Source organism: Agrobacterium sp. LMR679 (assembly GCF_027157905.1).
Classification (GTDB): Bacteria; Pseudomonadota; Alphaproteobacteria; order Rhizobiales; family Rhizobiaceae; genus Agrobacterium; species Agrobacterium leguminum.
Genome location: NZ_JAPVOJ010000002.1, coordinates 1261753 through 1287559, shown reverse-complemented (window position 1 = coordinate 1287559; position 25807 = coordinate 1261753). Strand labels below are relative to the sequence as shown.

General features: G+C 60.1%; 26 protein-coding genes and 1 pseudogene. 20 read left to right on the top strand and 7 right to left on the bottom strand.

Translation table 11 applies throughout. The features are described from left to right. Positions 1 to 134 precede the first annotated feature (134 nt). On the bottom strand, positions 135 to 1979 hold the full coding sequence (locus O3W47_RS16890; protein ID WP_269314198.1) for an extracellular solute-binding protein: 1845 nt from the start codon (positions 1977 to 1979) through the stop codon (positions 135 to 137). Positions 1980 to 2184: 205 nt separating this feature from the next. Between O3W47_RS16890 and mepA the strand changes: the two genes are divergently transcribed. The 4 genes from mepA (at position 2185) to dapB (ending at position 5717) form a co-directional block, all read left to right on the top strand. Then, on the top strand, positions 2185 to 3234 hold the full coding sequence (gene mepA / locus O3W47_RS16885; RefSeq protein WP_137452510.1) for a penicillin-insensitive murein endopeptidase: 1050 nt from the start codon (positions 2185 to 2187) through the stop codon (positions 3232 to 3234). Between the two features lie 100 nt (positions 3235 to 3334). Beyond that, entirely contained in the window at positions 3335 to 3718 is a 384-nt protein-coding gene (locus O3W47_RS16880; protein WP_269314197.1) for a methylglyoxal synthase, read from the top strand. A gap of 22 nt (positions 3719 to 3740) precedes the next feature. Beyond that, positions 3741 to 4763, top strand: coding sequence for a glucokinase (locus O3W47_RS16875; protein WP_269314196.1), 1023 nt, complete (start codon positions 3741 to 3743; stop codon positions 4761 to 4763). Positions 4764 to 4889: 126 nt separating this feature from the next. Continuing rightward, positions 4890 to 5717, top strand: a complete 828-nt coding sequence (dapB, locus tag O3W47_RS16870; RefSeq protein WP_269314853.1) for a 4-hydroxy-tetrahydrodipicolinate reductase — start codon at positions 4890 to 4892, stop codon at positions 5715 to 5717. Between the two features lie 9 nt (positions 5718 to 5726). Here dapB and phnF read toward each other — a convergent pair whose 3' ends face one another. Further along, a complete protein-coding gene (gene phnF, locus O3W47_RS16865) occupies positions 5727 to 6464 on the bottom strand; it encodes a phosphonate metabolism transcriptional regulator PhnF (protein ID WP_080818329.1) in 738 nt (245 codons plus the stop codon). Between the two features lie 82 nt (positions 6465 to 6546). On the opposite strand from phnF, the gene phnG reads away from it, so the two are divergent. From phnG to O3W47_RS16785, 16 genes are all read left to right on the top strand, one after another. Next, positions 6547 to 7008: a phosphonate C-P lyase system protein PhnG gene (gene phnG / locus O3W47_RS16860; protein WP_269314195.1), complete on the top strand. Its 462-nt coding sequence runs from the start codon at positions 6547 to 6549 to the stop codon at positions 7006 to 7008. Continuing rightward, complete coding sequence (gene phnH, locus O3W47_RS16855; RefSeq protein ID WP_170985793.1) at positions 7008 to 7616, top strand: phosphonate C-P lyase system protein PhnH; 609 nt, start codon at positions 7008 to 7010, stop codon at positions 7614 to 7616. The genes phnG and phnH overlap by 1 nt, the downstream gene beginning before the upstream one ends. Before the next feature lies 1 nt (position 7617). Then, the gene (locus tag O3W47_RS16850) at positions 7618 to 8727 is read left to right on the top strand and encodes a carbon-phosphorus lyase complex subunit PhnI (RefSeq protein ID WP_137452513.1); all 1110 of its coding nucleotides are present in this window, start codon (positions 7618 to 7620) and stop codon (positions 8725 to 8727) included. Between the two features lie 133 nt (positions 8728 to 8860). Further along, positions 8861 to 9763, top strand: coding sequence for an alpha-D-ribose 1-methylphosphonate 5-phosphate C-P-lyase PhnJ (locus O3W47_RS16845; protein ID WP_137452514.1), 903 nt, complete (start codon positions 8861 to 8863; stop codon positions 9761 to 9763). After that, positions 9760 to 10536, top strand: coding sequence for a phosphonate C-P lyase system protein PhnK (gene phnK, locus O3W47_RS16840; RefSeq protein WP_003524419.1), 777 nt, complete (start codon positions 9760 to 9762; stop codon positions 10534 to 10536). The genes O3W47_RS16845 and phnK overlap by 4 nt, the downstream gene beginning before the upstream one ends. 4 nt (positions 10537 to 10540) lie before the next feature. Next, positions 10541 to 11248 carry a phosphonate C-P lyase system protein PhnL gene (gene phnL, locus O3W47_RS16835; RefSeq protein WP_137452515.1) on the top strand — a complete coding sequence of 236 codons (708 nt, stop codon included), beginning with the start codon at positions 10541 to 10543 and terminating at the stop codon, positions 11246 to 11248. Further along, entirely contained in the window at positions 11245 to 11862 is a 618-nt protein-coding gene (locus O3W47_RS16830) for a transferase hexapeptide repeat family protein (protein ID WP_137004203.1), read from the top strand. The genes phnL and O3W47_RS16830 overlap by 4 nt, the downstream gene beginning before the upstream one ends. A gap of 234 nt (positions 11863 to 12096) precedes the next feature. After that, positions 12097 to 12957, top strand: a complete 861-nt coding sequence (phnC, locus tag O3W47_RS16825) for a phosphonate ABC transporter ATP-binding protein (protein WP_035264410.1) — start codon at positions 12097 to 12099, stop codon at positions 12955 to 12957. Positions 12958 to 13042: 85 nt separating this feature from the next. Next, positions 13043 to 13948, top strand: a complete 906-nt coding sequence (gene phnD / locus O3W47_RS16820) for a phosphonate ABC transporter substrate-binding protein (protein WP_269314193.1) — start codon at positions 13043 to 13045, stop codon at positions 13946 to 13948. A 70-nt stretch (positions 13949 to 14018) separates the two neighbouring features. After that, a complete protein-coding gene (gene phnE, locus O3W47_RS16815; RefSeq protein ID WP_269314192.1) occupies positions 14019 to 15005 on the top strand; it encodes a phosphonate ABC transporter, permease protein PhnE in 987 nt (328 codons plus the stop codon). Continuing rightward, positions 15005 to 16354: a phosphonate ABC transporter, permease protein PhnE gene (phnE, locus tag O3W47_RS16810; protein WP_269314191.1), complete on the top strand. Its 1350-nt coding sequence runs from the start codon at positions 15005 to 15007 to the stop codon at positions 16352 to 16354. The genes phnE (O3W47_RS16815) and phnE (O3W47_RS16810) overlap by 1 nt, the downstream gene beginning before the upstream one ends. A gap of 271 nt (positions 16355 to 16625) precedes the next feature. Then, positions 16626 to 17324: a DUF1045 domain-containing protein gene (locus O3W47_RS16805; RefSeq protein WP_269314190.1), complete on the top strand. Its 699-nt coding sequence runs from the start codon at positions 16626 to 16628 to the stop codon at positions 17322 to 17324. Beyond that, complete coding sequence (locus O3W47_RS16800) at positions 17321 to 18457, top strand: alpha-D-ribose 1-methylphosphonate 5-triphosphate diphosphatase (RefSeq protein WP_020809169.1); 1137 nt, start codon at positions 17321 to 17323, stop codon at positions 18455 to 18457. Before O3W47_RS16805 ends, O3W47_RS16800 begins: the two co-directional genes overlap by 4 nt. Next, positions 18454 to 19053 (top strand): phosphonate metabolism protein/1,5-bisphosphokinase (PRPP-forming) PhnN, encoded by a 600-nt coding sequence (gene phnN / locus O3W47_RS16795; RefSeq protein ID WP_170985795.1) that lies wholly within the window; start codon positions 18454 to 18456, stop codon positions 19051 to 19053. The genes O3W47_RS16800 and phnN overlap by 4 nt, the downstream gene beginning before the upstream one ends. A gap of 87 nt (positions 19054 to 19140) precedes the next feature. Further along, positions 19141 to 20181, top strand: a complete 1041-nt coding sequence (locus O3W47_RS16790; protein ID WP_003524402.1) for an AraC family transcriptional regulator — start codon at positions 19141 to 19143, stop codon at positions 20179 to 20181. Positions 20182 to 20646: 465 nt separating this feature from the next. Beyond that, entirely contained in the window at positions 20647 to 20892 is a 246-nt protein-coding gene (locus tag O3W47_RS16785) for a LuxR C-terminal-related transcriptional regulator (protein ID WP_080818350.1), read from the top strand. 219 nt (positions 20893 to 21111) lie between these two features. Here the strand turns inward: O3W47_RS16785 and O3W47_RS16780 are convergent. The 5 genes and pseudogenes from O3W47_RS16780 to hutC all read right to left on the bottom strand — a co-directional run bounded on the left by O3W47_RS16780 (position 21112) and on the right by hutC (position 25784). Continuing rightward, positions 21112 to 22100: pseudogene (locus tag O3W47_RS16780) on the bottom strand (Ldh family oxidoreductase). 150 nt (positions 22101 to 22250) lie between these two features. Beyond that, complete coding sequence (locus O3W47_RS16775) at positions 22251 to 23177, bottom strand: energy transducer TonB family protein (protein ID WP_269314189.1); 927 nt, start codon at positions 23175 to 23177, stop codon at positions 22251 to 22253. Further along, the gene (exbD, locus tag O3W47_RS16770; protein ID WP_080818355.1) at positions 23174 to 23650 is read right to left on the bottom strand and encodes a TonB system transport protein ExbD; all 477 of its coding nucleotides are present in this window, start codon (positions 23648 to 23650) and stop codon (positions 23174 to 23176) included. Before exbD ends, O3W47_RS16775 begins: the two co-directional genes overlap by 4 nt. 6 nt (positions 23651 to 23656) lie before the next feature. After that, on the bottom strand, positions 23657 to 24853 hold the full coding sequence (gene exbB, locus O3W47_RS16765; protein WP_170985796.1) for a tonB-system energizer ExbB: 1197 nt from the start codon (positions 24851 to 24853) through the stop codon (positions 23657 to 23659). Positions 24854 to 25046: 193 nt separating this feature from the next. Beyond that, the gene (hutC, locus tag O3W47_RS16760) at positions 25047 to 25784 is read right to left on the bottom strand and encodes a histidine utilization repressor (protein WP_137452520.1); all 738 of its coding nucleotides are present in this window, start codon (positions 25782 to 25784) and stop codon (positions 25047 to 25049) included. Positions 25785 to 25807: the final 23 nt, after the last annotated feature.

The following is a 25807-nucleotide window of genomic DNA, read 5'->3' as shown; positions in this document are numbered from 1 at the left end:
CTGCTCCCGGCCGATACGTCAGCGGTTTTCGTCTCAGTCAAACCCGGTCCTTTCCTGAAAGCGCATGCCTGCGCTTTGAGCGATCTGTCTCGCCCTATGTGAATCAAGCCTTCGCCACGAAAGCAAGGCCGGCGTCAGTTTCCGGCCTGGCTGGACCACCATGCGTCTGGAAAACCGACGCCATATTGGGGCAGGTTTTCCGGACGGATAAGCGTGTTCCAGTAGGCGATGAACATCTCACCACGGTAGAATTGCGGGATGACATAGCTGTTTGCCAAAAGCACCCGGTCGAGAGCGCGTGCCGCCGCCACCTGCTCATCCCGGTCGGGCGCAAAGATGACTTTTCTGACCAAAGCATCAACGGCCGGATTCTTTATACCGGCAATATTATTGGAACCCTGCCGGTCGGCGGCCGCCGAGCCCCAGAAATCCGCCTGTTCGTTTCCGGGGTTGGCCGAGGTCGCCCAGAGCTTGACGATCACGTCATAATCGAAGCTGCGGGTGCGGTTGGTATATTGCGACGCGTCGACGGTACGGATCGTCGCGTTGATGCCGATCTTCTTCAGATTCTGGACATAAGGCAGGATGGTTCTTTCCATGCCGGCGGAATCGATCAGAAACTCCATATCGAGCGGCTGTCCGGTTTTCGCATTGACCATGCGGTTGCCGCGCAGCTCGTAACCGGCTTCCTTCATCAGCCTGACCGCCTCGCGCAGATTGTCACGCTGCTTGGCCGGATCACCCGCGACCGGGTTGCGATATTCGGTGGTGAAGACCTCCGGCGGAACCTGATCCTTCAGTTCCTGAAGAATTTCCAGCTCGCGACCGGTCGGCAGGCCGGAAGAGGCCAGTTCGCTGCCCATGAAGAAGCTGTTGATGCGCTGGAACTGGCCGTAAGCCAGCGTGCGGTTCAGCTCCTCGAAATCGAAGGCGTAATTGAGCGCCTTGCGCAGTTTCGGGTTCTGGAACTTCTCCCTTCGCATGTTCGGCACGAAGGCCTGCATGATACCGACGGAGCGATAGATATTCGGCAGTTCTTCCTTCTTGACGCGGCCTTCCTTGACGGCCGGAAAATCATAACCCGTGACCCAGCGGCTGGAGGAGGCTTCCTGGCGGAAATCAACGGTGCCGGACTTGAAGGCCTGGAATTCCACATCCTGATCGGCAAAGAAGGTGTAGGCGATGGTTTTGAAATTGTTCATCCCCACATTCACGTTGACGTCCTTGCCCCAGTAGTCGTCGCGGCGCTCGTAAGTGATTGTCGAGCCGGGAGAGACTGCCGCAATCTTGTAGGCGCCGGAACCCATCACCGGCTCCAGCGTGCCGCGCGATATGTCGCGCGGCTTGCCATCCGGGCCGGCGGCTTCCCACCAGTGCTTGGGAACGATCAGCAATTGCCCGACAATCTGCGGCAATTCGCGATTGTTCTTTTCATCGAAAGTGAAGGTAATGTCCCTTTCGCCGCTCACCTCCGCCTTGGTGACGTGGGTGTAATAGGTCGCAAGCTGCGGACTCAAATCCTTGGCTTTTTCGAAGCTGAAGACGACATCTTCCGGCGTCACCGGCTTGCCATCGGCCCATTTCGCCTCCGCGCGCAGCCGGAAGGTGGCTTTCGAAATATCGTCCGGGTAGCTCACGCCCTCCGCCAGAAGACCGTAGGAAGCCGACAGCTCCTCTTCCGTCGATTTCATCAATGTATCGAAAACGAGCGAAAGGCCGGTCGCCGCCTCGCCCTTGGCAAGCAGCGGATTGAGCGTATCGAAGGTGCCCGCCGTCGACAGGCGAAGGGTGCCGCCTTTCGGCGCCTTGGTGTTCACATAGTCGAAATGATCGAAGCCATCGGGATGTTTCAGTTCCCCGACCGTCGAAATCCCCTTTCGCCACACATCGGCCGATTGTGCGGAGGCCGCCGCCGGTATCAGCAGGGCGGATGCCGCAAGAGCAATGAGGAGACGGGATTTCAGTGGTGCCAATATCATCGGGGGAATGTCCCTGTTTTCGCGTTTGTTGAAGAGAGCATAAAACAAAGATTGGCAAAAAACAGATGCGCCGGCTCACAAGCTCTTTATCGACGCCTTTATCTTCGCGCTTTGCGAGATGCGGGGCGAAACATGGTTTCAACAAAATCCCGTTCCAGTTTATCTTAAGGGGAAGAGAATCATCTGATCGGACGGGCACGACTATATGACGGCGGGATCATCGAGAGTTTTCAAGGCGGCCATGCTGGCGATTTCGGTCGTCTCCGCGCTGCAGTTGCAGATGGAAACCGCATCGGCCGAGGACAGGCCCGCGAAAGAAGTGTTCGGCCACATGGCGCTGCCTTCCGCCACGGGCTCGCAGCCGATCGGCTCATATGCCAAGGGTTGCCAGTCCGGCGCCATCGCCATGCCGACGGACGGTCCCGGCTGGCAGGCCATGCGCCTTTCCCGCAACCGGCGCTGGGGCCAGCCGCAGATGATTTCCTTCCTCGAGCAATTTTCGCAGGATGCCCAGAAGATCGGCTGGCCGGGCCTGCTGCTGGGCGATATTTCCCAACCGCGCGGCGGGCCGATGCTGACAGGCCATGCTTCGCACCAGATCGGCCTCGATGTGGACATCTGGTGGCGGCCGATGCCGACCCCGCGGCTGAGCGTGGAGCAGCGCGAAACGGTGCCTTTCATCTCCATGCTGGACAAGAGCAAGTTCCTGACGGTCGATGACCGCAAGTGGTCACCGCTCAATGCCCGGCTGGTGATGATGGCGGCAAGCTATCCGCAGGTGGAGCGGGTCTTCGTCAACCCGGCCATCAAGCAGAAACTCTGCCAGACATGGACCGGCGACCGCACCTTCATGGGCAAGATCAGGCCGATCTACGGCCATGACGAGCATTTCCACATCCGTCTCGAATGCCCGCCCGGCGCGCCCAATTGCAAACCGCAGGCGGCCGTGGGCAAAGGCGACGGCTGCGACAAATCGCTTGCCTGGTGGTTCAGCAAGGAACCATGGGCGCCGCCGAAAAAGGACCCCAATGCCAAGCCGGTGAAACCTCGCCCGGTCATGGTTTCCGATCTGCCCTCGGCCTGCGCCGCCGTGGCCGCTGCCCCTTCCACTAACCCCGAGGGACTTGCGGCCCAGGCCTATTCGCCTGCTCCGGCAACGCGCCAGCAAAGCGTGGAACAGGTCATTCAGGCAGCCCCCGCCCTGCAGCCGCCTTCGGATATTCCGCTTCCCACCCAGCGCCCGACATTGAACTGAAACAGAAATGGGGCATTCAACAGCTTCCCTTTTCAAATGGCGGCAAGCTGTTATAGAAGGCTTCAAATCGATTTAATTCTTGATGGAACGGGCTGGGACCATGGAAGGACAACGCTGTATCGCGCTCATCGCTCATGACGAGAAAAAGGACGATATGGCGGATTTCGCCCGTCATCACCAGAAAGCGCTTTCCGACTTCAGGATCGTCGCCACTGGCACGACGGGCGGGCGGGTACAGGAAGCCTGTCCGGGTCTTGAAGTCATTCGCCTCAAAAGCGGTCCGCTTGGCGGCGACCAGCAGATCGGCGCGATGATCGCCACCGGCGAGGTGGACATGCTGATCTTCTTCACCGATCCGCTGACAGCCATGCCCCATGACGTGGATGTGAAGGCGCTGACGCGGCTTGCTACGGTTTACGATATTCCCATGGCGCTCAACCGCGCCACCGCAGAAAATCTCATCGACTTCCACGTCGCCAACTGAACCTCCCAACATGGAACAGGCAATGCCGAAGACGTCCGATACCGAATATCTGTCCTTTCCGATCCTTCTTGGCGACATCGGCGGCACCAATGCCCGCTTTTCCATTCTGATCGATTCCTTTGCCGAACCGGTGCACCTCACCACCGTGAAGACAGCGGAATATCCGACCATCGACGACGCCATCCAGCAGGCGGTTCTGGACAAGACCTCGCTGCAGCCTGTCTCGACCATTCTGGCGATCGCCGGCCCGATCGAAGGTGACGAGATTCCGCTCACCAACTGCCATTGGGTCGTCAAGCCGAAGGATATGCTGGCCAATCTCGGCCTGAAGGATGTCATCGTCATCAACGACTTCGAGGCGCAGGCTCTGGCGATTGCAGCACTTGACGACGACAACCGGGAATCCATCGGCTCCGGCCGCAAGGATGTGCTGGCATCGCGCGCCGTTCTTGGACCGGGCACGGGGCTTGGCGTCGCCGGGCTGGTTTACGCCCGTCATATGTGGTTCCCGGTGCCCGGCGAAGGCGGCCATATCGACATCGGCCCGAGAAGCGCGCGTGATTATGCGGTTTTCCCGCATATCGAAACCATCGAGGGCCGTGTCGCCGGGGAGCAGATCCTGTGCGGGCGCGGGCTGGTCAATCTTTACCGGGCGGTCTGCACCGCCGATGGCGTCGAGCCTGTCTTTTCCGATCCGGCCGACATTACCTCGCAGGGGCTTTCGGGCGATAACCGGCAGGCGAAAGAGACCCTGTCCCTTTTCAGCACCTATCTCGGCCGCGTGGCCGGTGACCTCGCGCTGATCTTCATGGCCAAGGGCGGTGTCTATCTAGCCGGGGGCATTTCGCAGAAGATCATTCCGGCGCTGAAGAGCCCGGAATTCCGGGCCGCCTTCGAAGACAAGGCGCCGCACAGCGCGCTGATGCGGACCATTCCGACCTTCGTGGTCACCCATCCGCAGGCGGCTCTTTCCGGGCTTGCCACCTATTCGAGAACGCCGTCCGATTTCGGCCTGTCGCTGGACGGACGACGCTGGAGGGCTTGATCGCCCGGCCTGTTCTTATGTGATGCTTGCGAAGCGGGCGGGCGGTCTTTAACGTCGCTGTAGAAAACATCAAACGACAGATACCGGCGGATATCGATCCGTCCGAGATGAAAAGTGAGTGACAGCATGGGCAGCAGCGGCATGAAACTGGTGGTGGTCGGCGCGGCGGGCCGCATGGGACAGGCGCTGATCCGCCTCATTCACCAGATGCCCGGCGTCCAGCTGCATGCCGCCGTCGCGCGCGAAGGCTCGGCCTTTGTCGGCCGCGATGCCGGCGAGATCGCCGGCCTCGGCCCGATCGGCGTCGAGATCACCAGCGATCCGCTGCAGGCATTTCTCCACGCAGAAGGGGTGATCGATTTCACTTCGCCGGCAACCAGCGTCACCTTTGCCGGCCTCGCCGCGCAGGCCCGCATCGTGCATGTGATCGGCACCACGGGCTGCTCACCGGCGGACGAGGAAAAATTCAAGGCCGCATCGCGTCATGCGCGCATCGTCAAGTCGGGCAATATGAGCCTCGGCGTCAACCTGCTCAGTGTTCTTACACAGCAGGCGGCGCAGGCGCTGGATGCGCAGAACTGGGATATCGAAATCCTTGAAATGCACCACAAGCACAAGGTGGATGCGCCCTCTGGCACCGCCCTTCTGCTCGGCGAGGCGGCGGCGGCGGGCCGCAAGGTCGATCTCACCACATCGTCCGTTCGCGTGCGCGACGGGCATACGGGTGCGCGTGAAGCGGGGACCATCGGTTTTGCCACGCTGCGTGGCGGCTCGGTGATCGGCGAACATTCGGTGATCTTCGCCGGAGAGGGCGAGCGCGTGGAGCTTTCGCATTATGCCGGCGACCGCTCCATTTTCGCACGCGGCGCGATTGCTGCAGCCGTCTGGGCCTTCGACAAGAAGCCGGGCTTCTATTCGATGTTGGATGTGCTGGGGCTTTCGCAGGCGGAGTAAGCTTTCGGCTTAATTCTCCACCGTGAATTCGACCGTATCGGCCGAAAAGCGGCTGATGGCATATTGTACCGGTACGCCATCCATATCGGCGTTCAATGCTTGAGTAACAAGCAGGATCGCGCCCGGCGACAATTCGAGATCGGCCAGATCCTGCGTATCCGCATGGCTGGCGGAAATGACGGTGGAAATACGCACGTAGTCCGCCACGCCCAGCATATTGAAGGCAGCGGTTATCGAGCCGCTCTTCTGATAGGCCTCCCCTATTCCGGCGAAACGATCGGCCGGAAACCATGTGGTCGAGCGGGACACCGGGCGGTTATCGGCCTTGCGGAGCGTTTCGAGACGTATGAGCGGCGCACCCGCCGGCAATTGCAGCCGCGCCGCCAGATCGGCATTGGCCGGTTCGGTCGTGTGGGAAAGAAGCAGCGCTTCCATTTCCTTAACCTGATCGCCGATGCCCTCCGTAAATCGCGTGCGCCGTGAAATCGGAAAACTCAGGCGCTCCTTGCGGGCGATCATGGTCCCGCGCCCCTGCATCGGCTCGAGAATACCTTCGCTGGCCAGCGCCGCAATGGCGCTTCGGACGGTATGGCGGTTGACGCCGAATTTTTCGGCCAGGGTCATTTCCGGCGGCAACATGCCGGTTTCATCGTGATCGCCCGCCGCGATCTCGCCTCTGATCCTGTCGGCGATCTGCCGCCAGAGCGCCACGCCGTTCTTTCTTTTCATCGCTGCCGAAGGGCCCATGTCACACGCTTGTCATTCATCAACGTTAAATGTAACTTATATTGTATAGTTGTCTATATCAATAGACATTAGAGGTCAAGCGATGATTAGCGAAACTGCGGATTTGCATGCAGACAGAAAGCGGGTGGCGGCGCTTCTTGCCCGCGCCACCGTGCACGAGCTCGAAGCCGTCTGGAGCCGGCAGGATGAGAGCCCCCGGACGGAAAATGTGCGCGGCCCGGAAACCGGGCTCGTCATGGTCAAGGGCCGTATCGGCGGCGGCGGCGCACCCTTCAATCTGGGCGAGACGACCGTGACCCGGGCAACCGTCAAGCTTGCCTCAGGCACCGTCGGTCACGCCCATGTTCTCGGCACCGGACGCAAGAAGGCCTGGTACGCCGCCGTTTTCGATGCGCTCTGGCAGGAAAGCCCGACCCGCAGCTTTGTCGAGACCGAGCTTCTTTCACCGGTCGAGAAACGACTGGCCGAGGAGAAGGACAGGAAAGCAAAAGAAACCGCTGCAACACGGGTCGATTTCTTCACCATGGTTCGAGGAGAAGATTGATGAGCGTCAAGGCCGAAGCATTGACGGGCGGTTTTTCCGACGCCGTCTTCGATTCCCAACGGATTTTCAAGAAACTCATGGATGGCATGGCCCGGCCGGGCACGCCGCAGACAATCGAAACCGCAGTCGCCCCGCCATCGCCTCTCGCCCCGGCCACCGGCGCGGTCCTGCTGGCGCTCTGCGATCACGATACGCCGGTCTGGCTGAGCGGCGCCCTGCGGAAAACCACCGTCCCCGGCTGGATCGGATTTCATACCGGTGCGGTCCCGACCGAGGAAAAAAGTGCGGCACATTTCGCCGTCATCGAAGCGGGCAGCGCAATAGCCTCCTTCGGTCTCTTCGCGCAGGGAAGTCAGGAGTATCCCGACCGCTCCACCACGCTCATCATCGAGTTGCCTGATCTGGATGGCGGGCGGGAATTGCTGCTCTCCGGCCCCGGTATCCGCCACGTCAACATCATCAGCCCCACCGGCCTGCCGGACATATTCCCGCGGCTGTGGGCGGAGAACAACGCCATCTTCCCGCGCGGCGTCGACGTCATCCTGACATCCGCCGACAGATTTGTCTGCCTGCCGCGCACGACGCGCATTCAATCCGTGGAGGCATAAGATGTATGTTGCTGTCAAAGGCGGGGAAACCGCCATTGCCAATGCCCACCGGCTTCTGGCCGACAAGCGGCGCGGAGACCGCGACCTGCCCGCCATGACGGTCGCGCAGATCGTTTCGCAGCTTTCGCTCGCCGTCGACCGGGTGATGGCGGAAGCGTCTCTTTACGATCAGTCACTTGCAGCCCTTGCCGTCAAGCAGGCCCGCGGCGACATGATCGAGGCCATCTTCCTGCTGCGCGCCTATCGCACGACGCTGCCGCGCTTCGGTTATTCGGTTCCGGTCGATACCGCTGACATGACGGTGCAGCGGCGTGTTTCCGCGACCTACAAGGATTTGCCGGGCGGGCAACTGCTGGGGCCGACCTTCGATTACACACACCGCCTGCTCGATCCTTCGCTTCTCCAGGACGAGGCCGTTGAGACAGCCACCCAGCGCGAAGGCGAGCCGGAACATGTCATGCGGGTTTCCGATATTCTGGCCCAGGAAGGGCTGATTGAAACTGACGGCGATATGCCGGCTGACCATATTGCCGGCGACCTGACGCGGGAGCCGATGGAATTTCCAATGCCGCGTGACCTGCGCCTGCAATCGCTGGCGCGCGGTGATGAGGGTTTCCTTCTGGCGCTCGCTTATTCGACGCAGCGCGGTTACGGCCGCACCCATCCGTTCGTCGGTGAAATCCGCATCGGCGAGGTCGAGGTGGAACTGGAGGTGCCGGAACTCGGCTTTGCCGTCTCGCTGGGCGACATACAGGTCACCGAATGCCAGATGGTCAACCAGTTCAAGGGGTCTGCCAAGGCGCCGCCGCAATTCACGCGCGGCTACGGTCTGGTGTTCGGCCAGAGCGAGCGCAAGGCGATGGCCATGTCGCTGGTCGACCGGGCGCTGCGGGCGGGCGAATTCGGCGAGGACGTCGTGGCCCCCGCGCAGGACGAGGAATTCGTCATTTCACACGCCGACAACGTTCAGGCGACGGGTTTCGTCGAACATCTGAAACTGCCGCACTACGTGGATTTCCAGGCCGAACTCGGTCTGGTCAGGAAAATGCGCACCGATTTCGAGGCGATCAACGCCGATGGCGCGGAGTGGATGGGCGATGCGGCCGAATAGCTCAGCGGCTGTGCTGCTCGCCAAACCAGTAAGCGCAAAAGACGGTCGATGCTGCAAAGACAGCAAAGAACACGGCTGCAAGAATTCCAATCTCCATGAGCTTGTACTCCTTTTTTCACAAGGCTAACGCGCAATGCTTGAAGAAGTTTCATTTGACGACGGGCTGGCTGCCTACAACTTTGCCTATCTGGACGAACAGACCAAGCGGATGATCCGCCGGGCGATCCTGAAAGCCATCGCCATTCCCGGTTATCAGGTTCCCTTCGCTTCCCGCGAAATGCCCATGCCCTATGGCTGGGGCACCGGCGGTGTGCAGGTAACCGCTTCCATTCTCGGTCCAGAGGATGTGCTGAAGGTTATCGACCAGGGCGCGGACGACACGACCAATGCGGTTTCTATCCGCGCCTTTTTCCAGAAGGTGGCGAATGTTGCCGTCACCACCCGCACCAGGGATGCAACCATCATCCAGACGCGGCATCGTATTCCCGAAGAGGAACTGCATTCGGGTCAGGTCCTCGTCTATCAGGTTCCCATTCCCGAGCCCTTGCGCTTCCTCGAACCGCGCGAGACCGAAACGCGTGTCATGCACGCGCTGGAGGAATACGGCCTGATGCACGTCAAGCTTTACGAGGATATCGCCCGCAACGGACGCATCTCCACCACCTATGCCTATCCGGTGAAGGTTGCCGGGCGTTACGTGATGGATCCATCGCCTACCCCTAAATTCGACAATCCGAAAATGCATCTCTCGGACGCCCTGCAGCTCTTCGGCGCAGGACGCGAAAAGCGCATCTATGCCGTGCCGCCCTATACCGACGTCGTCAGCCTCGATTTCGAGGACCATCCCTTCGAAATCCAGCGCTTCGACAAGCCCTGCGCGCTGTGCGGTGCGGAGAATGTCTATCTGGACGAGGTGGTGCTTGATGATAAGGGCGGGCGGATGTTCGTCTGCTCCGATACCGACCATTGCGAAGACCGCCGCGCCCATGGCCACAAGGGCCATATGCTGGCGGATGTGAAGGAGGCCGCAGAATGAGCGACGCACCGCTTCTGAAAGTCAGGGACGTTTCTAAATATTATGGCGACCGCGCCGGCTGCCGCAACGTCTCCTTCGAGCTTTATCCGGGCGAGGTGCTGGCCATTGTCGGCGAATCCGGTTCCGGCAAGACCACGCTTCTCAACTGCATTTCCACCCGGCTGATGCCGACGGCGGGCAGTGTGGAATATCGCATGCGCGACGGCTCGGTGCGTGACCTATATCATATGGGCGAGGCCGAACGACGTTTCCTGATGCGGACCGACTGGGGTTTCGTGCACCAGAACCCGGCGGACGGGCTGCGCATGGCGGTTTCGGCCGGCGCCAATGTCGGCGAGCGGCTGATGGCCGTCGGCAACCGACATTACGGCAATATCAGGCAATCGGCCAGCGAATGGCTGGAACGGGTGGAAATCGGCACCGACCGCATCGACGACCAGCCGCGCGCCTTTTCCGGCGGCATGCGGCAGCGCCTGCAGATCGCCCGCAACCTCGTCACCTCGCCGCGCCTCGTCTTCATGGACGAACCGACCGGCGGCCTCGATGTTTCCGTGCAGGCGCGCCTGCTCGATCTGGTCCGCGGTCTGGTCAACGATCTCGGTCTCGCTGTCGTCGTCGTCACCCATGATCTTGCCGTGGCGCGGCTGCTTTCCCATCGCATGATGGTGATGAAAGGCGGTGACGTCATCGAGCACGGACTGACCGACCGGGTGCTGGACGATCCGCGCGAGCCCTACACGCAATTGCTTGTTTCCTCTATTCTGCAGGTTTGACGCCATGCCGACGCCTCTCATCGTTTCGGAAGTCTTCAAAAGCTTCACCATGCATCTTCGCGACGGTATCGAATTGCCCGTCGTCCGCGATGTCAATTTCTTCGTTTGCGGCGGCGAATGCGTCGTGCTCGGCGGTCCCTCCGGCATCGGCAAAAGCTCGATCCTGAAAATGCTCTATGGCAATTACGCCATCGACAGCGGGCAGATTCTCGTCCGTCATGAGGGCCAGGTCGTCGATATCGGCAACGCTTCGCCACGCACGATCCTCGATATCCGTCACCGCACCATCGGTTATGTCAGCCAGTTCCTGCGCACCGTGCCGCGTGTCGCTGCCATAGATGTCGTCGCCGAGCCGCTTCTGGCGCGCAAGGTTGCCGCCGATGAAGCCCGCGAACATGCAGCCATGCTGCTTTCGAAGCTCAACCTGCCACGGGAACTATGGTCGCTCCCGCCTGCGACCTTTTCGGGCGGCGAGCAGCAGCGCGTGAATATCGCGCGCGGTTTCATCACCGACCATGCGATCCTGCTTCTGGACGAGCCGACAGCCTCGCTGGACGCCCTTAACCGGCGTGTCGTCGTCGATATGATCGTCGAGAAAAAACAGAAGGGCACGGCACTGCTCGGCATTTTCCATGACGAGGAGGTGCGGGAAGCCGTCGCCGACCGCATTCTGGACGTCTCACAGTTTTCTCCCAGAAAGGCAGCGGCATGAGCGTCAAGGTCGGCCTGGAACCCGTCATCCATGAGACCGCCCGTGTCAGCAATTCCTCGATTGGCCGCTATACCGAAATTTCGGAACGTTGCCGCATCGAGGAAGTCGAGATGGGCGACTACTCCTATGTCATGCAGGATGGTGCGATCTGGTGCGCCACCATCGGCAAATTCGTCAACATCGCCGCCTCCGTCCGCATCAACGCCACCAATCACCCGATGCAGCGGGCGACGCTGCATCACTTCACCTATCGTGCCCACAGCTATTGGGACGATGCGGAGGATGAGACGGACTTCTTCGCCGCGCGCCGCGCCAAACGCGTGATCATCGGCCACGATGTGTGGATCGGCCATGGTGCGACGATCCTGCCCGGCGTCACGGTCGGAAACGGCGCGGTGATCGGGGCGGGTGCAGTCGTCTCAAAAGACGTCGCGCCCTATACCATCGTCGGCGGCGTGCCCGCCCGGCTGATCCGGGAGCGCTTCCCGGCGGAACTTGGCCGGCAAATGGATAATCTGAAGTGGTGGGACTGGGACCACGCGACATTGCGCGTCGCTCTCGACGATTTCCGCAGCCTGGACGCCGAGGATTTCGTCGCGAAATATGGCGGATGAAATCTCACTCTGCCGAACACCTGCAAATCCCGGGACACACCCGGGATTTTTGTTTATGCGATCAAAAAAGACACGCGGATTTGAACGGTCCGAGATTGCTCCCGAAAGCTTTGTCGGCAAACAGGCGGACGCGAGATCCTTGAAATCTGTAATATTTTATTCATCAAACTGACATCCACACTTCACGCACCGCTGTTACGCCGAACCCCGTCAAAAAGAAGATTGGACGGGGAAATGAGCTTTCACCTGAAGCAAGTCACGCGCCGTTTCGGCAACCACACTGCGGTCGATTCCGTGAATGTCGAAATTCCGCAGGGCCAGATGGTTGGCGTTATCGGACGCTCGGGTGCGGGAAAATCGACGCTGCTGCGCATGATCAACCGCCTCGTCGATCCGTCCTCTGGTTCCATCCATTTCAACGACACGGAAGTTTCGGCGCTGAAGGGTGCTGCGCTTCGCAGCTGGCAGCGCGACTGCGCCATGATTTTCCAGCAGTTCAATCTGGTGCCGCGCCTCGATGTTCTCACCAATGTGATGCTCGGTCGCCTCAACCACCGTTCAACGGCGCTCAGCCTGTTCAACATCTTCACCAATGACGAGCGCCTGATGGCGATAGCCGCCCTGGAAAGGCTTGGCATCGAACATGTGGCCATGCAGGCTGCCGGCACGCTTTCCGGCGGTCAGCAGCAGCGCGTCGCCATTGCCCGCGCGCTGATGCAGTCTCCTAAGATGGTGCTGGCCGATGAGCCGATCGCCTCCCTCGATCCGCTGAACGCCAAGATCGTCATGGACGCATTGCGTGACATCAATGAGCGCGAAGGCATTACCGTTATTACCAACCTGCATACGCTGGATACGGCGCGCAATTATTGCGAACGCATCATCGGCATGTCTCAGGGCCGCGTCGTTTTCGATGGAACCCCTACTGAGCTGACGGCTGCGGCCGTTACGGAGATTTATGGAACCGATTCGCAGGGGTCGGGCATCGATGAGACCATGACCTCGACCAGCATCAACATTCCCGGCGCGCAGCTTCCCGCGCGTCCGGTGCAGCAATCTGCCGGCCCCGAACCGCTCGCTCTCGCCGGGCTCTGAGGAACCGCTCAGCATCGTTTGCGCCCGCGTCAAGGGCCGATACTTCACAACAAACTCCGGCTCGCCGGGAAACAGGAGAAAGTCCATGTTGAAGAAAGTCCTTCTTTCGGCAGTCGCCCTTGGCGTTCTGGCCGGTTCCGCCATGGCTCAGGACGTCAAGGTTCTGCGCATCGGTCTCGACGGTTCCGAAAACGAAGCCGACCAGATCCGCAACACCAAGTGCGTTGCCGATGGCCTGAAGGCCGCGACCGGCGTTTCCGAAGTTCAGGTTTTCCCGTCGCCGGACTATAACGGCGTTATCCAGGGTCTGCTCGGCGGCACCATCGATATCGCTTCCATGGGCGCTTCCTCCTATGCCAAGATCGCTCTTGCCGATCCGAAGGCCGTCGATCCGATCCTGACCACAGCCGGCGCTGACGGTTCGACCGGTTATTACACGATCATGGTTGCCCGCAAGGACAGCGGTATCAAGACGCTGGCTGACGCCAAGGGTAAGAAGATCGGCTTCGCCGACCCCGACTCCACCTCCGGCTTCCTCGTCCCGAACGTGGCTATCCCGAAGGAAACCGGCGTTCCGGTCAAGGAATACTTCTCCGAAACCGGCTTCGGCGGCGGCCATGAGAACCTCGTTCTCGCCGTTCTCGACAAGAAGTTCGACGTCGGCACCACCTTCGGTTCGGGCGTCGGCAAGTGGGAAGAAGGCTACACCGCCGGCAACCTCTACCAGATGGTCAAGAAGGGCAACCTCGACATGGACGATATCGTCGAAGTCTGGAAGTCGCCGCTGATCCCGAACGGCCCGCTGATGGTCACCAACAAGCTCGGCGATGCGATGAAGCAGAAGGTCGAAGACTTCTTCATGGAACTGCCGAAGAAGGATCTGGCCTGCTTCCAGGGCTTCACCCAGGGCAAGAACACCGCCTACATCAAGGTCAATCCGTCCTTCTACCAGACGATCATCGACGCCCGTAAGTCCGTTATCGGCGGCTGATCCTGCGATCATACCCGGAAGCGGCGGTGCCTTGCGGCGCCGCCGCTTTTGCCAATAAAGGAAAAGCGGCATGACGACCACACTGCATCATGGCACCCTCGCCCCCAAGGGATTGAGCGCATCGTCCCAGACGGTGATGCGTCATTATCAACAGCAGCTTGCGACAAGACGGATTTATACCGTTATTTCGCTTGTGATCTTCCTCGTCATCCTCGCCGCTTCACTGAATTTTGCCAACGCGGCCAATTCAGGCAAATTCTTCGAGCGCCTGCCCTATTTCTTCGACTTCATGAAAACCTTCGTGCCGGACAGCCCGCTTGAAATTTTCCGGGCGATGTTCGACCTTCCGTCACCCTATGCGGACGGTTCGCTGAAATATAATTACGTCGCGGATCGTGTTTACATCACTGACAGCTTCTACATCCCGCACTTCATCTATCAGCTGATCATCACGCTCAACATCGCGCTGGTTTCGACAATCATCGGCACCAGTTTTGCCTTCGTGCTCTGCTTTTTTGCCTCCACCAATCTCGTCGGCGCCGGGATCGTGCGCTGGGTCGTGCGCCGGGTCATGGAAGTGCTGCGCGCCTTCCCGGAAATCGTCGTCGCCGGGCTGTTGACCGCCATACTATCCATCGGTCCAATCGCCGCGATTATCGCGATTTCTGTCCACACGATCGGTGCTTTGGGCAAGCTGTTCTTCGAAGTGGTGGAAAATGCCGACATGAAGCCGGATGAAGGCCTGCGCGCCGCCGGCGCCAACTGGCTGGAACGGGTGCGCTTCGCCATCGTGCCGCAGGTTCTGCCCAATTTCGTCTCTTACGCGCTGCTGCGCGCCGAAATCAACGTGCGCGCCTCCACCATCATCGGTGCCGTGGGCGGCGGCGGTATCGGCGAGGTCTTCCGGCTGTCGATCGGTAACGATCATGCGTCGAAGACCTATGCCATCATCATCCTTCTGCTGATCACCATCATCGCCGTCGACCAGTTTTCCGGCTGGCTGCGCCGCAGGCTGATCGGCCATCAATCCTTCGAATTCGGACGGGGAGCGGCCTGATGTCGTCCAGCTTCATTCTCAACACCGCCGCCCGCGAGAGGCTGACGGCCGCACATCCGCAAGTGTTCAACCGCAGTTTCATGCAGCGATATGGTCTGCTCGTCGGCCTTCTCGCCGTCACTGTCTATCTCATCGGCTGCTTTTTCTTCTTCAATGTCGGTCCAGCCTTCATGCAGGGCCGTTGGGATCGCGCCTCGAGCTATATTCAGGACTGGTATTCCTGGCGTGCCCAGCCGCGCCTGCGCTTCGAAGACGGCAAGGTTGAGCCGCAATGGTCGAGCCGCGGCCAATATCCGGTCGATGCAAAGATCGACTGGCTGCAGCCCCTGCCGGGTGGCGGCTATAGCGTCATTTATGGAAGCATGGAAAACCGACTCGACGTGACCCCGACCCGGGTGGATGTTTATGTCGACGGCAAGAACTACCCTGTCATCATCAACGACGATGCGGCGGTCGCACCGCAGGGCTTGCCCGACGAAATTCAGCAGGATGGCAAGAAAGTTCTCGTGCATTACGGCTTTGCCGGTCAGGCGGAGATTCGCACCAGTCAGGTCTATGTGCAGCGCCGGTTCCTCGGATGGGCTAATTTCCTGTTCGACACCAAATCGGAATTCTGGGGCAAGGGCTATGGCGAACTCGCTGCGCTGGCGCTGTGGGGAGAAAGGCTCGATCCCGAGCGCTCCAATATCGGCCACATGGTCGATGATTTCCTCGACAACAGCGTCTGGCAGCATGCCGATATTCTCTCCAAGCTGATGCAGACATTGGTCATGGCTTTCGTAGGCACGCTGTTCGGCACGCTCGTCGCCCTGCCGCTCGCCTTCATCGCGGCGCGCAACATCACCGCCAACAAGGCTGCGAACTGGGGCATGAAGCGCCTGTTCGACTTCCTGCGCTCCATCGACATGCTGATCTGGGCGCTGTTCTTCACCCGCAGCTTCGGGCCCGGACCAATCCCGGGCATTGCCGCGATCTTCTTCACCGACACCGGCGCGCTCGGCAAGGTCTATGCCGAGGCGCTGGAAAATGTCGACGACAAGCAGCGCGAGGGCGTCAAATCGGTCGGCGCGTCTCCGATTGCGGTCAACCGTTTCGGTGTGCTGCCGCAGGTCCTGCCGGTCTTCATTTCGCAGTCACTCTATTTCTGGGAAAGCAACACCCGCTCCGCCACCATCATCGGGGCGGTGGGCGCCGGCGGCATCGGTCTGAAACTACTGGAAGCGATGGGCACCAATGCCGACTGGGACAAGGTCGCCTATATGGTCCTGCTCATCCTCTTCGTCGTTTTCCTGTTCGACCACATCTCCAATTCGCTGCGTTCACGCCTGATCGGCAAAACACAGCGCTAGGTCTGAAGGGATGGAATGGCGAACGTCGCCATGATGTTCGTCATCTCCGCCGGACACTCGCGCAGTCCCGATTTATGCCGGCCGTATCCCGTCATCATCTCTGCCTGTGTCTTCTGCACATTCGGAAGCTTGCCGCATTTCCAATGCGCTTTTTTCCTTCGGCATCATCATTCTGTCACGGAAACCAATTACCTCGCACTACTGACCTTGCGGGAAGCCGGCGAGTCACGCCAAATAGCTTCTCATCCCTGGTCTCCCATGACACTGAAGAGTGCTTGCCGTGCGCTATGCCATCTATTTTTCTCCGGCTAAAGATCACCCGCTGACTGAGGCTGCGTCACGCTGGCTGGGCCGCAACGCATTTTCCGGCACGCTGCATGACGACCACGACGACTATGCCGATATGACGGAGGAGCCACGCCGTTACGGTTTCCACGCGACCCTAAAGGCTCCTTTCGAGCTTGCCAAAAAATACAGCGAGGCGGAGCTGCTCTCAGCCTTCGAAGATTTCGCGGCAAGCCAATCCGCCTTCGAGATTCCACGTGTCGTCGTCGGTGCGCTCGGGCCCTTTTTCGCACTGGTCCCAGACCGCACCTATCAGCCGCTGCAGGATTTTGCCGCCGAGATCGTCGATCATTTCGACCGGTTTCGCGCACCCCTGTCCGAGACCGATATTGCCCGTCGGCGGCCACAGATGCTGACGGAGAGCCAGCGGCAAAATCTGTCTCTCTGGGGTTATCCGCATGTCATGGATGATTTCCGTTTTCACATGACGCTGACCGGCCGCATCGACGAGAGCGAGCAGCCCGCCATGCACGAGGTGCTTTCGGCGCGGTTTTCCGAATTCACCGATCGACCTCTCAGCATTTCCGGCCTCGCCTTGTTCATTGAAGAAACGCGCGGCGCGCCCTTTACCGTTCACAGCTGGCACCCCCTTGGCCAGCAACCAAAGAAAGATGCGAACCCATGACCGAGCACGCCCTTTCCAATGCCCGTATCGTTCTGGAAGACGATATTATTCTGGGCTCCGTCCTGATCCGTGACGGCAAGATCGCCGATATCAGCGAAGGTGCTTCCAAAACCGGCGAAGACCTGGAAGGTGATTATTTGATCCCGGGTCTGGTGGAACTGCATACCGACCATCTTGAGCAGCATTATTCACCGCGCCCCGGCGTGATCTGGGACAAGATCGCCGCCATTCAGGCCCATGACGCACAGGTGGCCGCCTCCGGCATCACCACCGTGTTCGACTGCCTGCGGCTCGGTTCGGATGAAGACGGCGGGTTCAAGAAGGGTGAAATGCGCGAAATGGCTGACGCCATCGAGGCCGCGGCGGATCAGAACCGCCTTCGTTCGGATCATCTGCTGCATCTGCGCTGTGAAGTCGCCTCCTCGGATGTGCTGGAACATTTCGAAGACTTCGAAACCGATCCGCGCGTGCGGCTGATTTCCCTGATGGACCACTCCCCGGGGCAGCGCCAGTTCCAGTCGATGGATCAATATATCTTCTATTACCAGAAGAAGCGTGGGCTGAGCGACGAGGCTTTCGCCGAGTTCGTGCGGCGTCGGCAGGCGGCGTCGGCGGAATATTCCGCCAAGCACCGCGATTATCTGGCCGCCCGCTGCGCCGAGCGCGGCATTACCGTCGCGAGCCATGACGACGCCACCGAAGCGCATGTCGGCGAGGCTATCGGCCACGGCGTGAAACTGGCGGAATTCCCCACCAGCGTCGAAGCCGCAAAAGCCTCACACAGCGCCGGCATGAGCGTGCTGATGGGTGCGCCGAACATCGTTCGCGGCAAGTCCCATTCCGGCAACATCGCCGCCCGCGATCTTGCCGAGATCGGCGTGCTGGATGTTCTTTCTTCCGACTATGTGCCCTTCAGCCTGCTCTTCGCGCCATTCCTGCTCGCCGATCAGGTAGAAGCCATCAGCCTGCCGGAAGCGCTGCGCATGGTCACCGCCACGCCGGCGCGCACCGTCGGCCTTCTTGATCGCGGTCGTATCGCGACGGGATTGCGGGCCGATCTGGTCCGGGTTCACCGCGAGGATGGTGTGCCGGTCGCCCGTTCTGTCTGGCGTCAGGGCAAGCGCGTGGCATGACCCACGATGGGCAGGATAGCCGGCGCGCGGCATCGCCCGGCACGATGATCGTGATTGTCGGCCCGAGCGGGGCCGGCAAGGACACGCTGATGGACTATGCCGCAGCGCGACTGTGCGGACGGCCGGGCTTTCACTTCACCCGCCGCGTCATTACCCGCAGCGGCGATGCGGGGGGTGAAAACCACGATGCCGTTTCGATGCACGAGTTCAACCGGCTGGAAGATGAGGGCGCCTTCGCGGTGTCCTGGCAGGCGCATGGGCTGAAATATGGCATCCCGGCCGCTGTCTATCGTCATCTCAATGCGGGAGACGTGGTCATCGCCAACGGTTCGCGTTCCGCCCTGCCGCATTTCGGCACCGCCTTTTCCCGTCTTAAGGTCTTGAACATCGTTGCGCGGCCGGAGGTGCTGGCAAGGCGGCTGGAGCAGCGCGGGCGGGAAAGCCGGGACGATATTCTTCGGCGGCTGGAACGCAGTTCGCTGACGGTCGCTGGAAATTTCGACGTCACGACCGTCGATAATAGCGGCGCTATCGAAGATGCCGGCCAAGCCATCATGCAGGTGCTGGAGCAAAGCGCAGATACCGACCGCACTTAAAATCCCGGAGCCCGGCTGCTCGACAAACGCTCTTTCAAGGCTTACCATCAGGCGACAATTTCCAAACATGGTACGCCAAGGCGAGGGATGCCCGAGAAGAGGGTCAGTGACGAGATAAGTGTGGTGGCCGGTCTGGCTGCCGGCGTCAGCAATTATGCCCGGTCACGGGGCATCGATATCGCGCCGATCTGCAAGGCTCTGGACATTGATCCAGCCACATTCAGCAGCCTGACGGAACGCATCAGCCTCGATAGATTTTCCCGCCTGCTCGAAACCTGCGCACTGATTTCCGGCGACGACGCCTTCGGTCTACAATGCGCCTCCACCTTTCCAGCGGGTGCATCCGGCGCGTTCGGATATGGGCTGATCAGCGCACCGACGGTAAGGGCATTCCTGCGTTTTCTTCAGGACCATGTTTATTACGCGACCAATAACAGCAATTTCACCATGGTAACGGATGCCACGCAGGTAACCCTGTCATGGTCCTTCGCGCCGGTTATCGCCAAACGCGATCAATATGTGGATTTGTCGCTCGCCGTCCTGGTACAGCGTCTCCGTGATATTCTCGGAGATCGCATCAACCAGATCGAGATCGGTCTGGAGCGGCCGAAACCGAATAATATTCAGCTATTTAAAGAAAGAATGACCAGGCGCGTCAGTTTTTCCCAGCCCATCCATACCATGCGTCTGCCGGTATCGCTTCTCGACGTGGTCAATCCGAATGCGGATGAGCGGCTGTTCGAGCTGATGAACCTGCAATGCCGCATGTTGCGACCGGAAACATCGGCGGACGCGACCCATTTCATTGATCAGGTGAAGCGGTATATGCAGATGCGTCTGTCGGATGCCGAGCTTTCGCTCGGCGAGATCGCTCCCTATTTCAACCTGTCGGAGCGGAGTTTTCAACGGCGGCTCGCAGAGCTCGGCACCAATCTCAACGAGATAAAGGATGCCATTCGCAAAAATGCCGGTTTCAAACTCCTCGTGGAAAGCGATCTTCCGGTATCCGACATCAGTTACAGGCTTGGCTATTCGACACCCGGTGCGTTTTCGCGTTCCGTCTCCCGCTGGTTCGGGGCGACACCGACCGACATTCGCAAGAAACACGCGCATCATTCCGCCGGATGATACATGTTGACGGCATCAATATTTCGAAATGACGCATTAGATTTGAGAAATATGTCGGCACTCATCGCGTTGTGTGCCGAAACATAACAATAAAACGAAAAACTTGGCGCGCGATGTTATTCTATCGGTGAGGTACATCGCCTATTAGAGCGCCGCATATCCTTCGGGGTGTGACGAAAACATTCCAGAGCTTTGAAGCTGCATTTCACGCCAGACCGGTTGTGGTCTCTGGCAATATCGATGTTGCAGTTCCTTTCAATGCAGAGAATAGAGCGTCCGCGTCAGGATCGGCTGGCTGCGAAAGCGGCCCTTTATTGCATAATTACCGATGCCAGATGAAACCTATTGGCGAAATTAGCGTTTCTGTTCGCGTATAGACAGAGCGGTAAACGAGCTGGTTTCGGGGAATGAATCATTGACTGATCGCGCCCCGGGAAGGCCAATCTCTTTTAAGGCTGAAAGAAAATGTCTTCAAATACGCCGCATGAACATCGCCAGACGCGTGAAATCATCCTTTCGGAGCGTGAGCGGCATTATCTGGGGCTGGTCGCGCGGGGCAAGCATCCGTCCCACGTCGCCTTGATAACCGGCGCGGACGAAGCGGACGTGAAGGACACTCTGGAAAGGGTGCGCCACAGGCTGGGTGCGGCCAATCTGCTGAATGCCGTCAGCATTGCCCTGCTGCGCGGCCTTATCGAGCAGGACGCATAATCGCCACCTGATCCATCCAAGCTTACGTGAGACGTCCCCTGCCGTAAGCTGAAAACCGAATGAGCGGCTTTCTGCGTCAAAATCCTTCAATGTTAATGGCGGGATGGCGGACCAAAGCGGGCTGGACATGATGTCCAGCCCTATTCGACGCAAATGCAAAGCAGCGCTTTACGGTTTGCCCGGCGGGTCATATTCGACCCGCCGGGTTTTATTGTCGCATCAGAGCGATTGAATTTCGGCCAGAATATCGCTTTCGATCACGATGCCGCTTTCCAGCGCCTGCCTGCGAATCCCCTGGCTGCGGCGGCCGGGCAGACGCACATTTTCCTGCTTTTCTATCTCGCCGGCGATGAGCGCCAGCCGCTCGGTAAAGGTCGCGCCACCCGAGGATACGGGGTCTATGGCGATGATCGTGTGGCCGAGAGACGGTGGCGCCCCTTGTCGTCGAGAAGGGAAGATGCCTCGAATGCGAAGTTTCCGCCGGTAATCGCAGCGGCCATGATCTCCACCATCAAAGCCAGCGCAGCGCCCTTGGCCTCACCTGCGGGCACCATGGTTCCCTCTATGGCCTCTTCGGGATCGGTTGTCGGCCGGCCGTTTCGGTCGAGCGCCCAGTCGCCGGGGATGGTTTCACCCTTCTGGCGGGCCGCCATGATCTTTCCGCGCGCGACCTTGGAGAGCGCGAGATCGATGACCAGCGGATCGGCGCCGCTGACGGGGGTAGCGAAGGCGATTGGATTGGTTCCATAAAGCGGTTTGCTGCCGCCCCAGGGGGCCATGGATGCCGGGGCGTTGGCGAACATGAGCGCGACAAAACCCATTTCGGCGAGGCGTTCGACGGTCAGCGCCATCACACCCGCATGATGGGAGCGGTGGATCGCTGCAAGCGCAATGCCCTGCTGCCGGACCATGTCCGGCAACTCCTCAAGGGCGCAATCGATCGCCGGATAGGCATAGCCGTGATTGGCGTCGACCGAGAGCACGCCCGGCTTCACGCGGGTCGTCACCGGACTCGCCTTGCCATCGACCTTTCCAACCCGCGCCTGCCGGACATAAACGGGGATGCGGCGAAAACCGTGACCACCTTGGCCGGCCGCCTCGGAGGCGACGAGCGCCTTTGCCACCGAACGGGCGTTTTGCGGCAGAACGCCGTTGCGCTCAAAGATAGAGGATACGAGATCCTCCGCCTCTGCGATTGAGAATTTCATGATTTTCGTGATTCCTGTTGGCTTGCATGCGATGGGACGGATTGGTCCTACTTTGCGGTATACGGTCGCTGCAAATCAACATGGAAAATAAATCGGGCATCCCATCCTCTCCAGAGTCGGGATGGCCCTATGCGGTCGGGCTGCTTCATCCTACTTGAAAAGAATCGGCAGCGTAAAACTCGTATTTGCGCCTGGCGGCGGCGGCGAGACGGACGCTCTTTGTATGACGGCCAGAAGCTTCTGATCCATCGCCGAGTCACCGGTGGATGAAATAATCCTCGCACCGCCGACGGAACCGCCGCTGTCTATCTTGAATGAAACCGTAATGGTCATTCCCGATTTTCCAGCCGAACGCACCAGTCGCCGCTGCATCGCCGAGCGCACTTTCGCACCCCAATCGGCATTTGACATGGACGAGGATGAGAAGGAGCCGGCATTGCTGCGCGATGCCGCGGTCCGGTCGGACTGCTGGGCTTCAGCCTTCGCCGTTTCGCGCAGTTCCGATGCTTGCTGCTGTTTGGGACGCTGGCGCTCGACCTTCTTCTTCTCTTCCGGCTCTTTCTTTTCCACCTTCTTTTCGACGGGCGGCGGCGGAGGACGCATGACGGGCAGAGGGACCTCGACATTTTCGAGTTCCGCCATCATCTGCTCCTGAACGGGATCGACCGGCTCCACGGGTTCGGGAATTTCCTGCGGTTCGACGATCTCCTCGACCGGCGGTTCGGGCGGCTGCACCGGCTCTGGCGGCGGCGGCGTTTCCGCAACCGGTTCCGGTGGCGGCGGCTCTTCCGGGGCGGCTTCCTCCACCGGTTCGCTGCTGTCGCTCTTCACCTCTTCGGCGTCTTCGACATCCTGCGCCGGGGTCGTTTCTTCGGTCTTGACGGCTTCCGGTATCGCCGCCATTTCGATCATGATAGCGGCAGGCGGCGGCCCGCCGGCATCCAGCTCCTCGGGCTCCTGCATGAGATAATAGGCAAAACCGGCGTGAACGCCCAGCATGAGCAGCGCCGCGGCGGACCACAGCGTCACTTCCCCGATACGGGAATGCCGGGCCTGCGGGTAGCCGTTTTCAGTCATGGCGCGGTTCCCGGCGCTGCGGGTTGGCCAGCGGCAGCGGGCTGCGATGCGGCAGCCGCGTTTTCCAGCCCGACAAGGGCGATCTTCAGATAACCGGCATCTCTCAGCAGGTTCATGATTTCCATGAAGTGGCCGTAATCGACCGCCTTGTCGGCCCGCAGGAAGATGCGCGTATCCTTCTTGCCGCCCGTCTGCCGGTCGATGGCGGCCGCCAATGCTTCGCGGGCAACCGCATCATTACCGAGATTGAGCGAGAGATCGTCCTTGACCGTCAGATAAAGCGGCTCCTCCGGGCGTTCCGCCGGCTTTGCGGTGGATGCGGGCAGATCGACATTCACGTCGACGGTGGCGAGCGGTGCCGCCACCATGAAGATGATGAGCAGAACCAGCATCACGTCGATGAAGGGCGTAACATTGATCTCGTGGTTTTCGGAGAGATCGTCTCCGCTATTTTCGCGAATACCGCCAGCCATGGCCGATCACCGTCCAACCAGCGATACTGCGGGCTTACTGGTGCTGCCCGGCGGAATACGGCGGAAATCGAGATCGCGGCTGACAAGGCGTTCCACACCGGCTGCGGCATCCGCCAGCAGATGGCGGTAACCGGTGATGGAGCGGGCGAAGACGTTGTAGATCACCACGGCCGGAATGGCGGCGACAAGGCCGATGGCGGTGGCGAGCAGCGCCTCGGCAATGCCCGGCGCGACGACGGCAAGGTTGGTCGTCTGCGATTCCGAAATGCTGATGAAGGAGTTCATGATGCCCCAGACGGTGCCGAACAGACCGACGAAGGGAGCGGTGGAACCGATGGTCGCAAGAACACCCGTTCCGCGCGACATGCGGCGACCGGCATGGGTTTCGATACGCGACAGCGCCGAAGAGACACGCTCCTTGATACCGCCGCCATCCGTGTGTTCGACCACCGCATCGGAAAGCTGCATTTCATGAGTTGCCATGCGCAGCATCAGTGCTGCCGGCCCGCCCTTCTTTTCGACGGCCTCGGTGGCCTCGGTCAGGGTTTTTGCCCTGCGAATGACCTTGAGCGTCGCGCCGGCGCGCACCCGCGCACCCGCAAGCTCAATAGACTTCGCAACCCAGACCGTCCACGTGACCAGAGATGCGAAGGCAAGGCCGATCATGACACCCTTCACGACCCAGTCGGCCGCCATGAACATGCCCCAGGGAGAAAGGTTGTGCGGGATATCCGCACGATGTTCGGCGCTCGCGGGCTCGGTGCTGACAGGCTCTATCGGGGTCGCGGCTTCATTCGGCGCGGTCGTCTGGCCCGTCTGTGCGGGTTGCTCGGCCTGCGTCGGCTGCGGTGCCAGACCTTCGGCGCCCGGTGCGGTATTCGTCGCGGGCTGAGCGGGCGCAGGCTGGACCGGTGCGGGCTGAGTTGACTGAGGCTGCGAGGGTGCGGTGGCGGCCGGTTGTTCCGGTACAGTCGCGGAAGGCTGGACGGGCGTGGCCGCCGGAGCGCTCGGCGTCGCAGGAGCGACCGGCTGAACCGCTTCCGTTTGCGGTGCGGGCTGTATCTGGGTTTCCGGTGCCGTCTGAGCGAAAACCGCGCCAGCACTCAAGCCAGCCAGCAAGGTGACAGTCATGGCAAGGGAGAGATGCCTTGTTGTGTTTGCCTTGTTGAAGGATGCGGAAGAAGTTGAGGTCTCAGCTGACATAATTTTTATCCCGGATTTCCGTCGATGAACTCATCCGCAGATTGACCGGTTCCTGAAAACCGGGGTCATGAACGGATACCGTCGTGAAAGCTTGACGTTCCGATAATAAACCTGAGTTCTTTTGACAACTATTATATTGTCAAAAGACGACCCGTAAACTCTTCTTTACAAAAAATTGACAGATCAAAGGCCTTCAGCTGCTCTGCGAGGGCGAAAACTGCGCAACGAGGGCATGACGGTCACCGGGATAGGTGACACGGACACGGGTGATATAATCCGCCCCATGCCAGGTCCGCCGATCGATGACCAGACAGGCAGCACCGGAAGCAATACCGAGCGCGGCTGCATTTTTACGGTCGGCGGAAACGGCGCTGATGCGATGTTCGGCAGCGCTCCAGGGCACCATTTTCAGCAGCCATGTCCCCGGCCCGATCTGTGAAAAATCCGCGGCCTCCGCCTCCGGAACGGCGGTGACATTGATGATGCGCTCCTCAAGGCAAAAGGCAACGCCGCCGGCGAAGTGCGTGCAGGTGAGTTCCAGGACCGGGGCGTCGGCGGCAAGCGCCATGGCCGCGCCGTCTTCTTCCCCCGCAGGGCGCAGCCGTCGTTTGTCGAGACGGTAACCGTAGACCAGACCCAGCGCCTGCACCTCCCGCTCGATATCGTGGATTTCCAGAACGGCCGATTGCGCATGGGGCTGGCGAACGAAGGTGCCGAGACGGCGGCGTCTTTCGATCAGTCCGCGCTGCACCAATTCGCCGAGAGCCTTGTTCACCGTCATGCGCGAACAGGCATATTGGCGGGTCATCTCGTGTTCGAAGGGAATGCGGTATCCCGGCGGCCACTCGCCCGACATGATATGACGCTCGACATCATTGCGGATGCGCTCGTGCAGCGATTTTTCCTGAAGATCGGCGCCTGTGCTCCTCATCCCGATGCTTTTATCCTCCCCTT

What these genes read in the sequence shown, in the direction of transcription:
- O3W47_RS16890 (WP_269314198.1), bottom strand. Translation starts at nt 1,979, where the DNA reads ATGATATTGGCACCACTGAAATCCCGTCTCCTCATTGCTCTTGCGGCA.
- mepA (WP_137452510.1), top strand. Translation starts at nt 2,185, where the DNA reads ATGACGGCGGGATCATCGAGAGTTTTCAAGGCGGCCATGCTGGCGATT.
- O3W47_RS16880 (WP_269314197.1), top strand. Translation starts at nt 3,335, where the DNA reads ATGGAAGGACAACGCTGTATCGCGCTCATCGCTCATGACGAGAAAAAG.
- O3W47_RS16875 (WP_269314196.1), top strand. Translation starts at nt 3,741, where the DNA reads ATGCCGAAGACGTCCGATACCGAATATCTGTCCTTTCCGATCCTTCTT.
- dapB (WP_269314853.1), top strand. Translation starts at nt 4,890, where the DNA reads ATGGGCAGCAGCGGCATGAAACTGGTGGTGGTCGGCGCGGCGGGCCGC.
- phnF (WP_080818329.1), bottom strand. Translation starts at nt 6,464, where the DNA reads ATGGGCCCTTCGGCAGCGATGAAAAGAAAGAACGGCGTGGCGCTCTGG.
- phnG (WP_269314195.1), top strand. Translation starts at nt 6,547, where the DNA reads ATGATTAGCGAAACTGCGGATTTGCATGCAGACAGAAAGCGGGTGGCG.
- phnH (WP_170985793.1), top strand. Translation starts at nt 7,008, where the DNA reads ATGAGCGTCAAGGCCGAAGCATTGACGGGCGGTTTTTCCGACGCCGTC.
- O3W47_RS16850 (WP_137452513.1), top strand. Translation starts at nt 7,618, where the DNA reads ATGTATGTTGCTGTCAAAGGCGGGGAAACCGCCATTGCCAATGCCCAC.
- O3W47_RS16845 (WP_137452514.1), top strand. Translation starts at nt 8,861, where the DNA reads ATGCTTGAAGAAGTTTCATTTGACGACGGGCTGGCTGCCTACAACTTT.
- phnK (WP_003524419.1), top strand. Translation starts at nt 9,760, where the DNA reads ATGAGCGACGCACCGCTTCTGAAAGTCAGGGACGTTTCTAAATATTAT.
- phnL (WP_137452515.1), top strand. Translation starts at nt 10,541, where the DNA reads ATGCCGACGCCTCTCATCGTTTCGGAAGTCTTCAAAAGCTTCACCATG.
- O3W47_RS16830 (WP_137004203.1), top strand. Translation starts at nt 11,245, where the DNA reads ATGAGCGTCAAGGTCGGCCTGGAACCCGTCATCCATGAGACCGCCCGT.
- phnC (WP_035264410.1), top strand. Translation starts at nt 12,097, where the DNA reads ATGAGCTTTCACCTGAAGCAAGTCACGCGCCGTTTCGGCAACCACACT.
- phnD (WP_269314193.1), top strand. Translation starts at nt 13,043, where the DNA reads ATGTTGAAGAAAGTCCTTCTTTCGGCAGTCGCCCTTGGCGTTCTGGCC.
- phnE (WP_269314192.1), top strand. Translation starts at nt 14,019, where the DNA reads ATGACGACCACACTGCATCATGGCACCCTCGCCCCCAAGGGATTGAGC.
- phnE (WP_269314191.1), top strand. Translation starts at nt 15,005, where the DNA reads ATGTCGTCCAGCTTCATTCTCAACACCGCCGCCCGCGAGAGGCTGACG.
- O3W47_RS16800 (WP_020809169.1), top strand. Translation starts at nt 17,321, where the DNA reads ATGACCGAGCACGCCCTTTCCAATGCCCGTATCGTTCTGGAAGACGAT.
- phnN (WP_170985795.1), top strand. Translation starts at nt 18,454, where the DNA reads ATGACCCACGATGGGCAGGATAGCCGGCGCGCGGCATCGCCCGGCACG.
- O3W47_RS16790 (WP_003524402.1), top strand. Translation starts at nt 19,141, where the DNA reads ATGCCCGAGAAGAGGGTCAGTGACGAGATAAGTGTGGTGGCCGGTCTG.
- O3W47_RS16785 (WP_080818350.1), top strand. Translation starts at nt 20,647, where the DNA reads ATGTCTTCAAATACGCCGCATGAACATCGCCAGACGCGTGAAATCATC.
- O3W47_RS16775 (WP_269314189.1), bottom strand. Translation starts at nt 23,177, where the DNA reads ATGACTGAAAACGGCTACCCGCAGGCCCGGCATTCCCGTATCGGGGAA.
- exbD (WP_080818355.1), bottom strand. Translation starts at nt 23,650, where the DNA reads ATGGCTGGCGGTATTCGCGAAAATAGCGGAGACGATCTCTCCGAAAAC.
- exbB (WP_170985796.1), bottom strand. Translation starts at nt 24,853, where the DNA reads ATGTCAGCTGAGACCTCAACTTCTTCCGCATCCTTCAACAAGGCAAAC.
- hutC (WP_137452520.1), bottom strand. Translation starts at nt 25,784, where the DNA reads ATGAGGAGCACAGGCGCCGATCTTCAGGAAAAATCGCTGCACGAGCGC.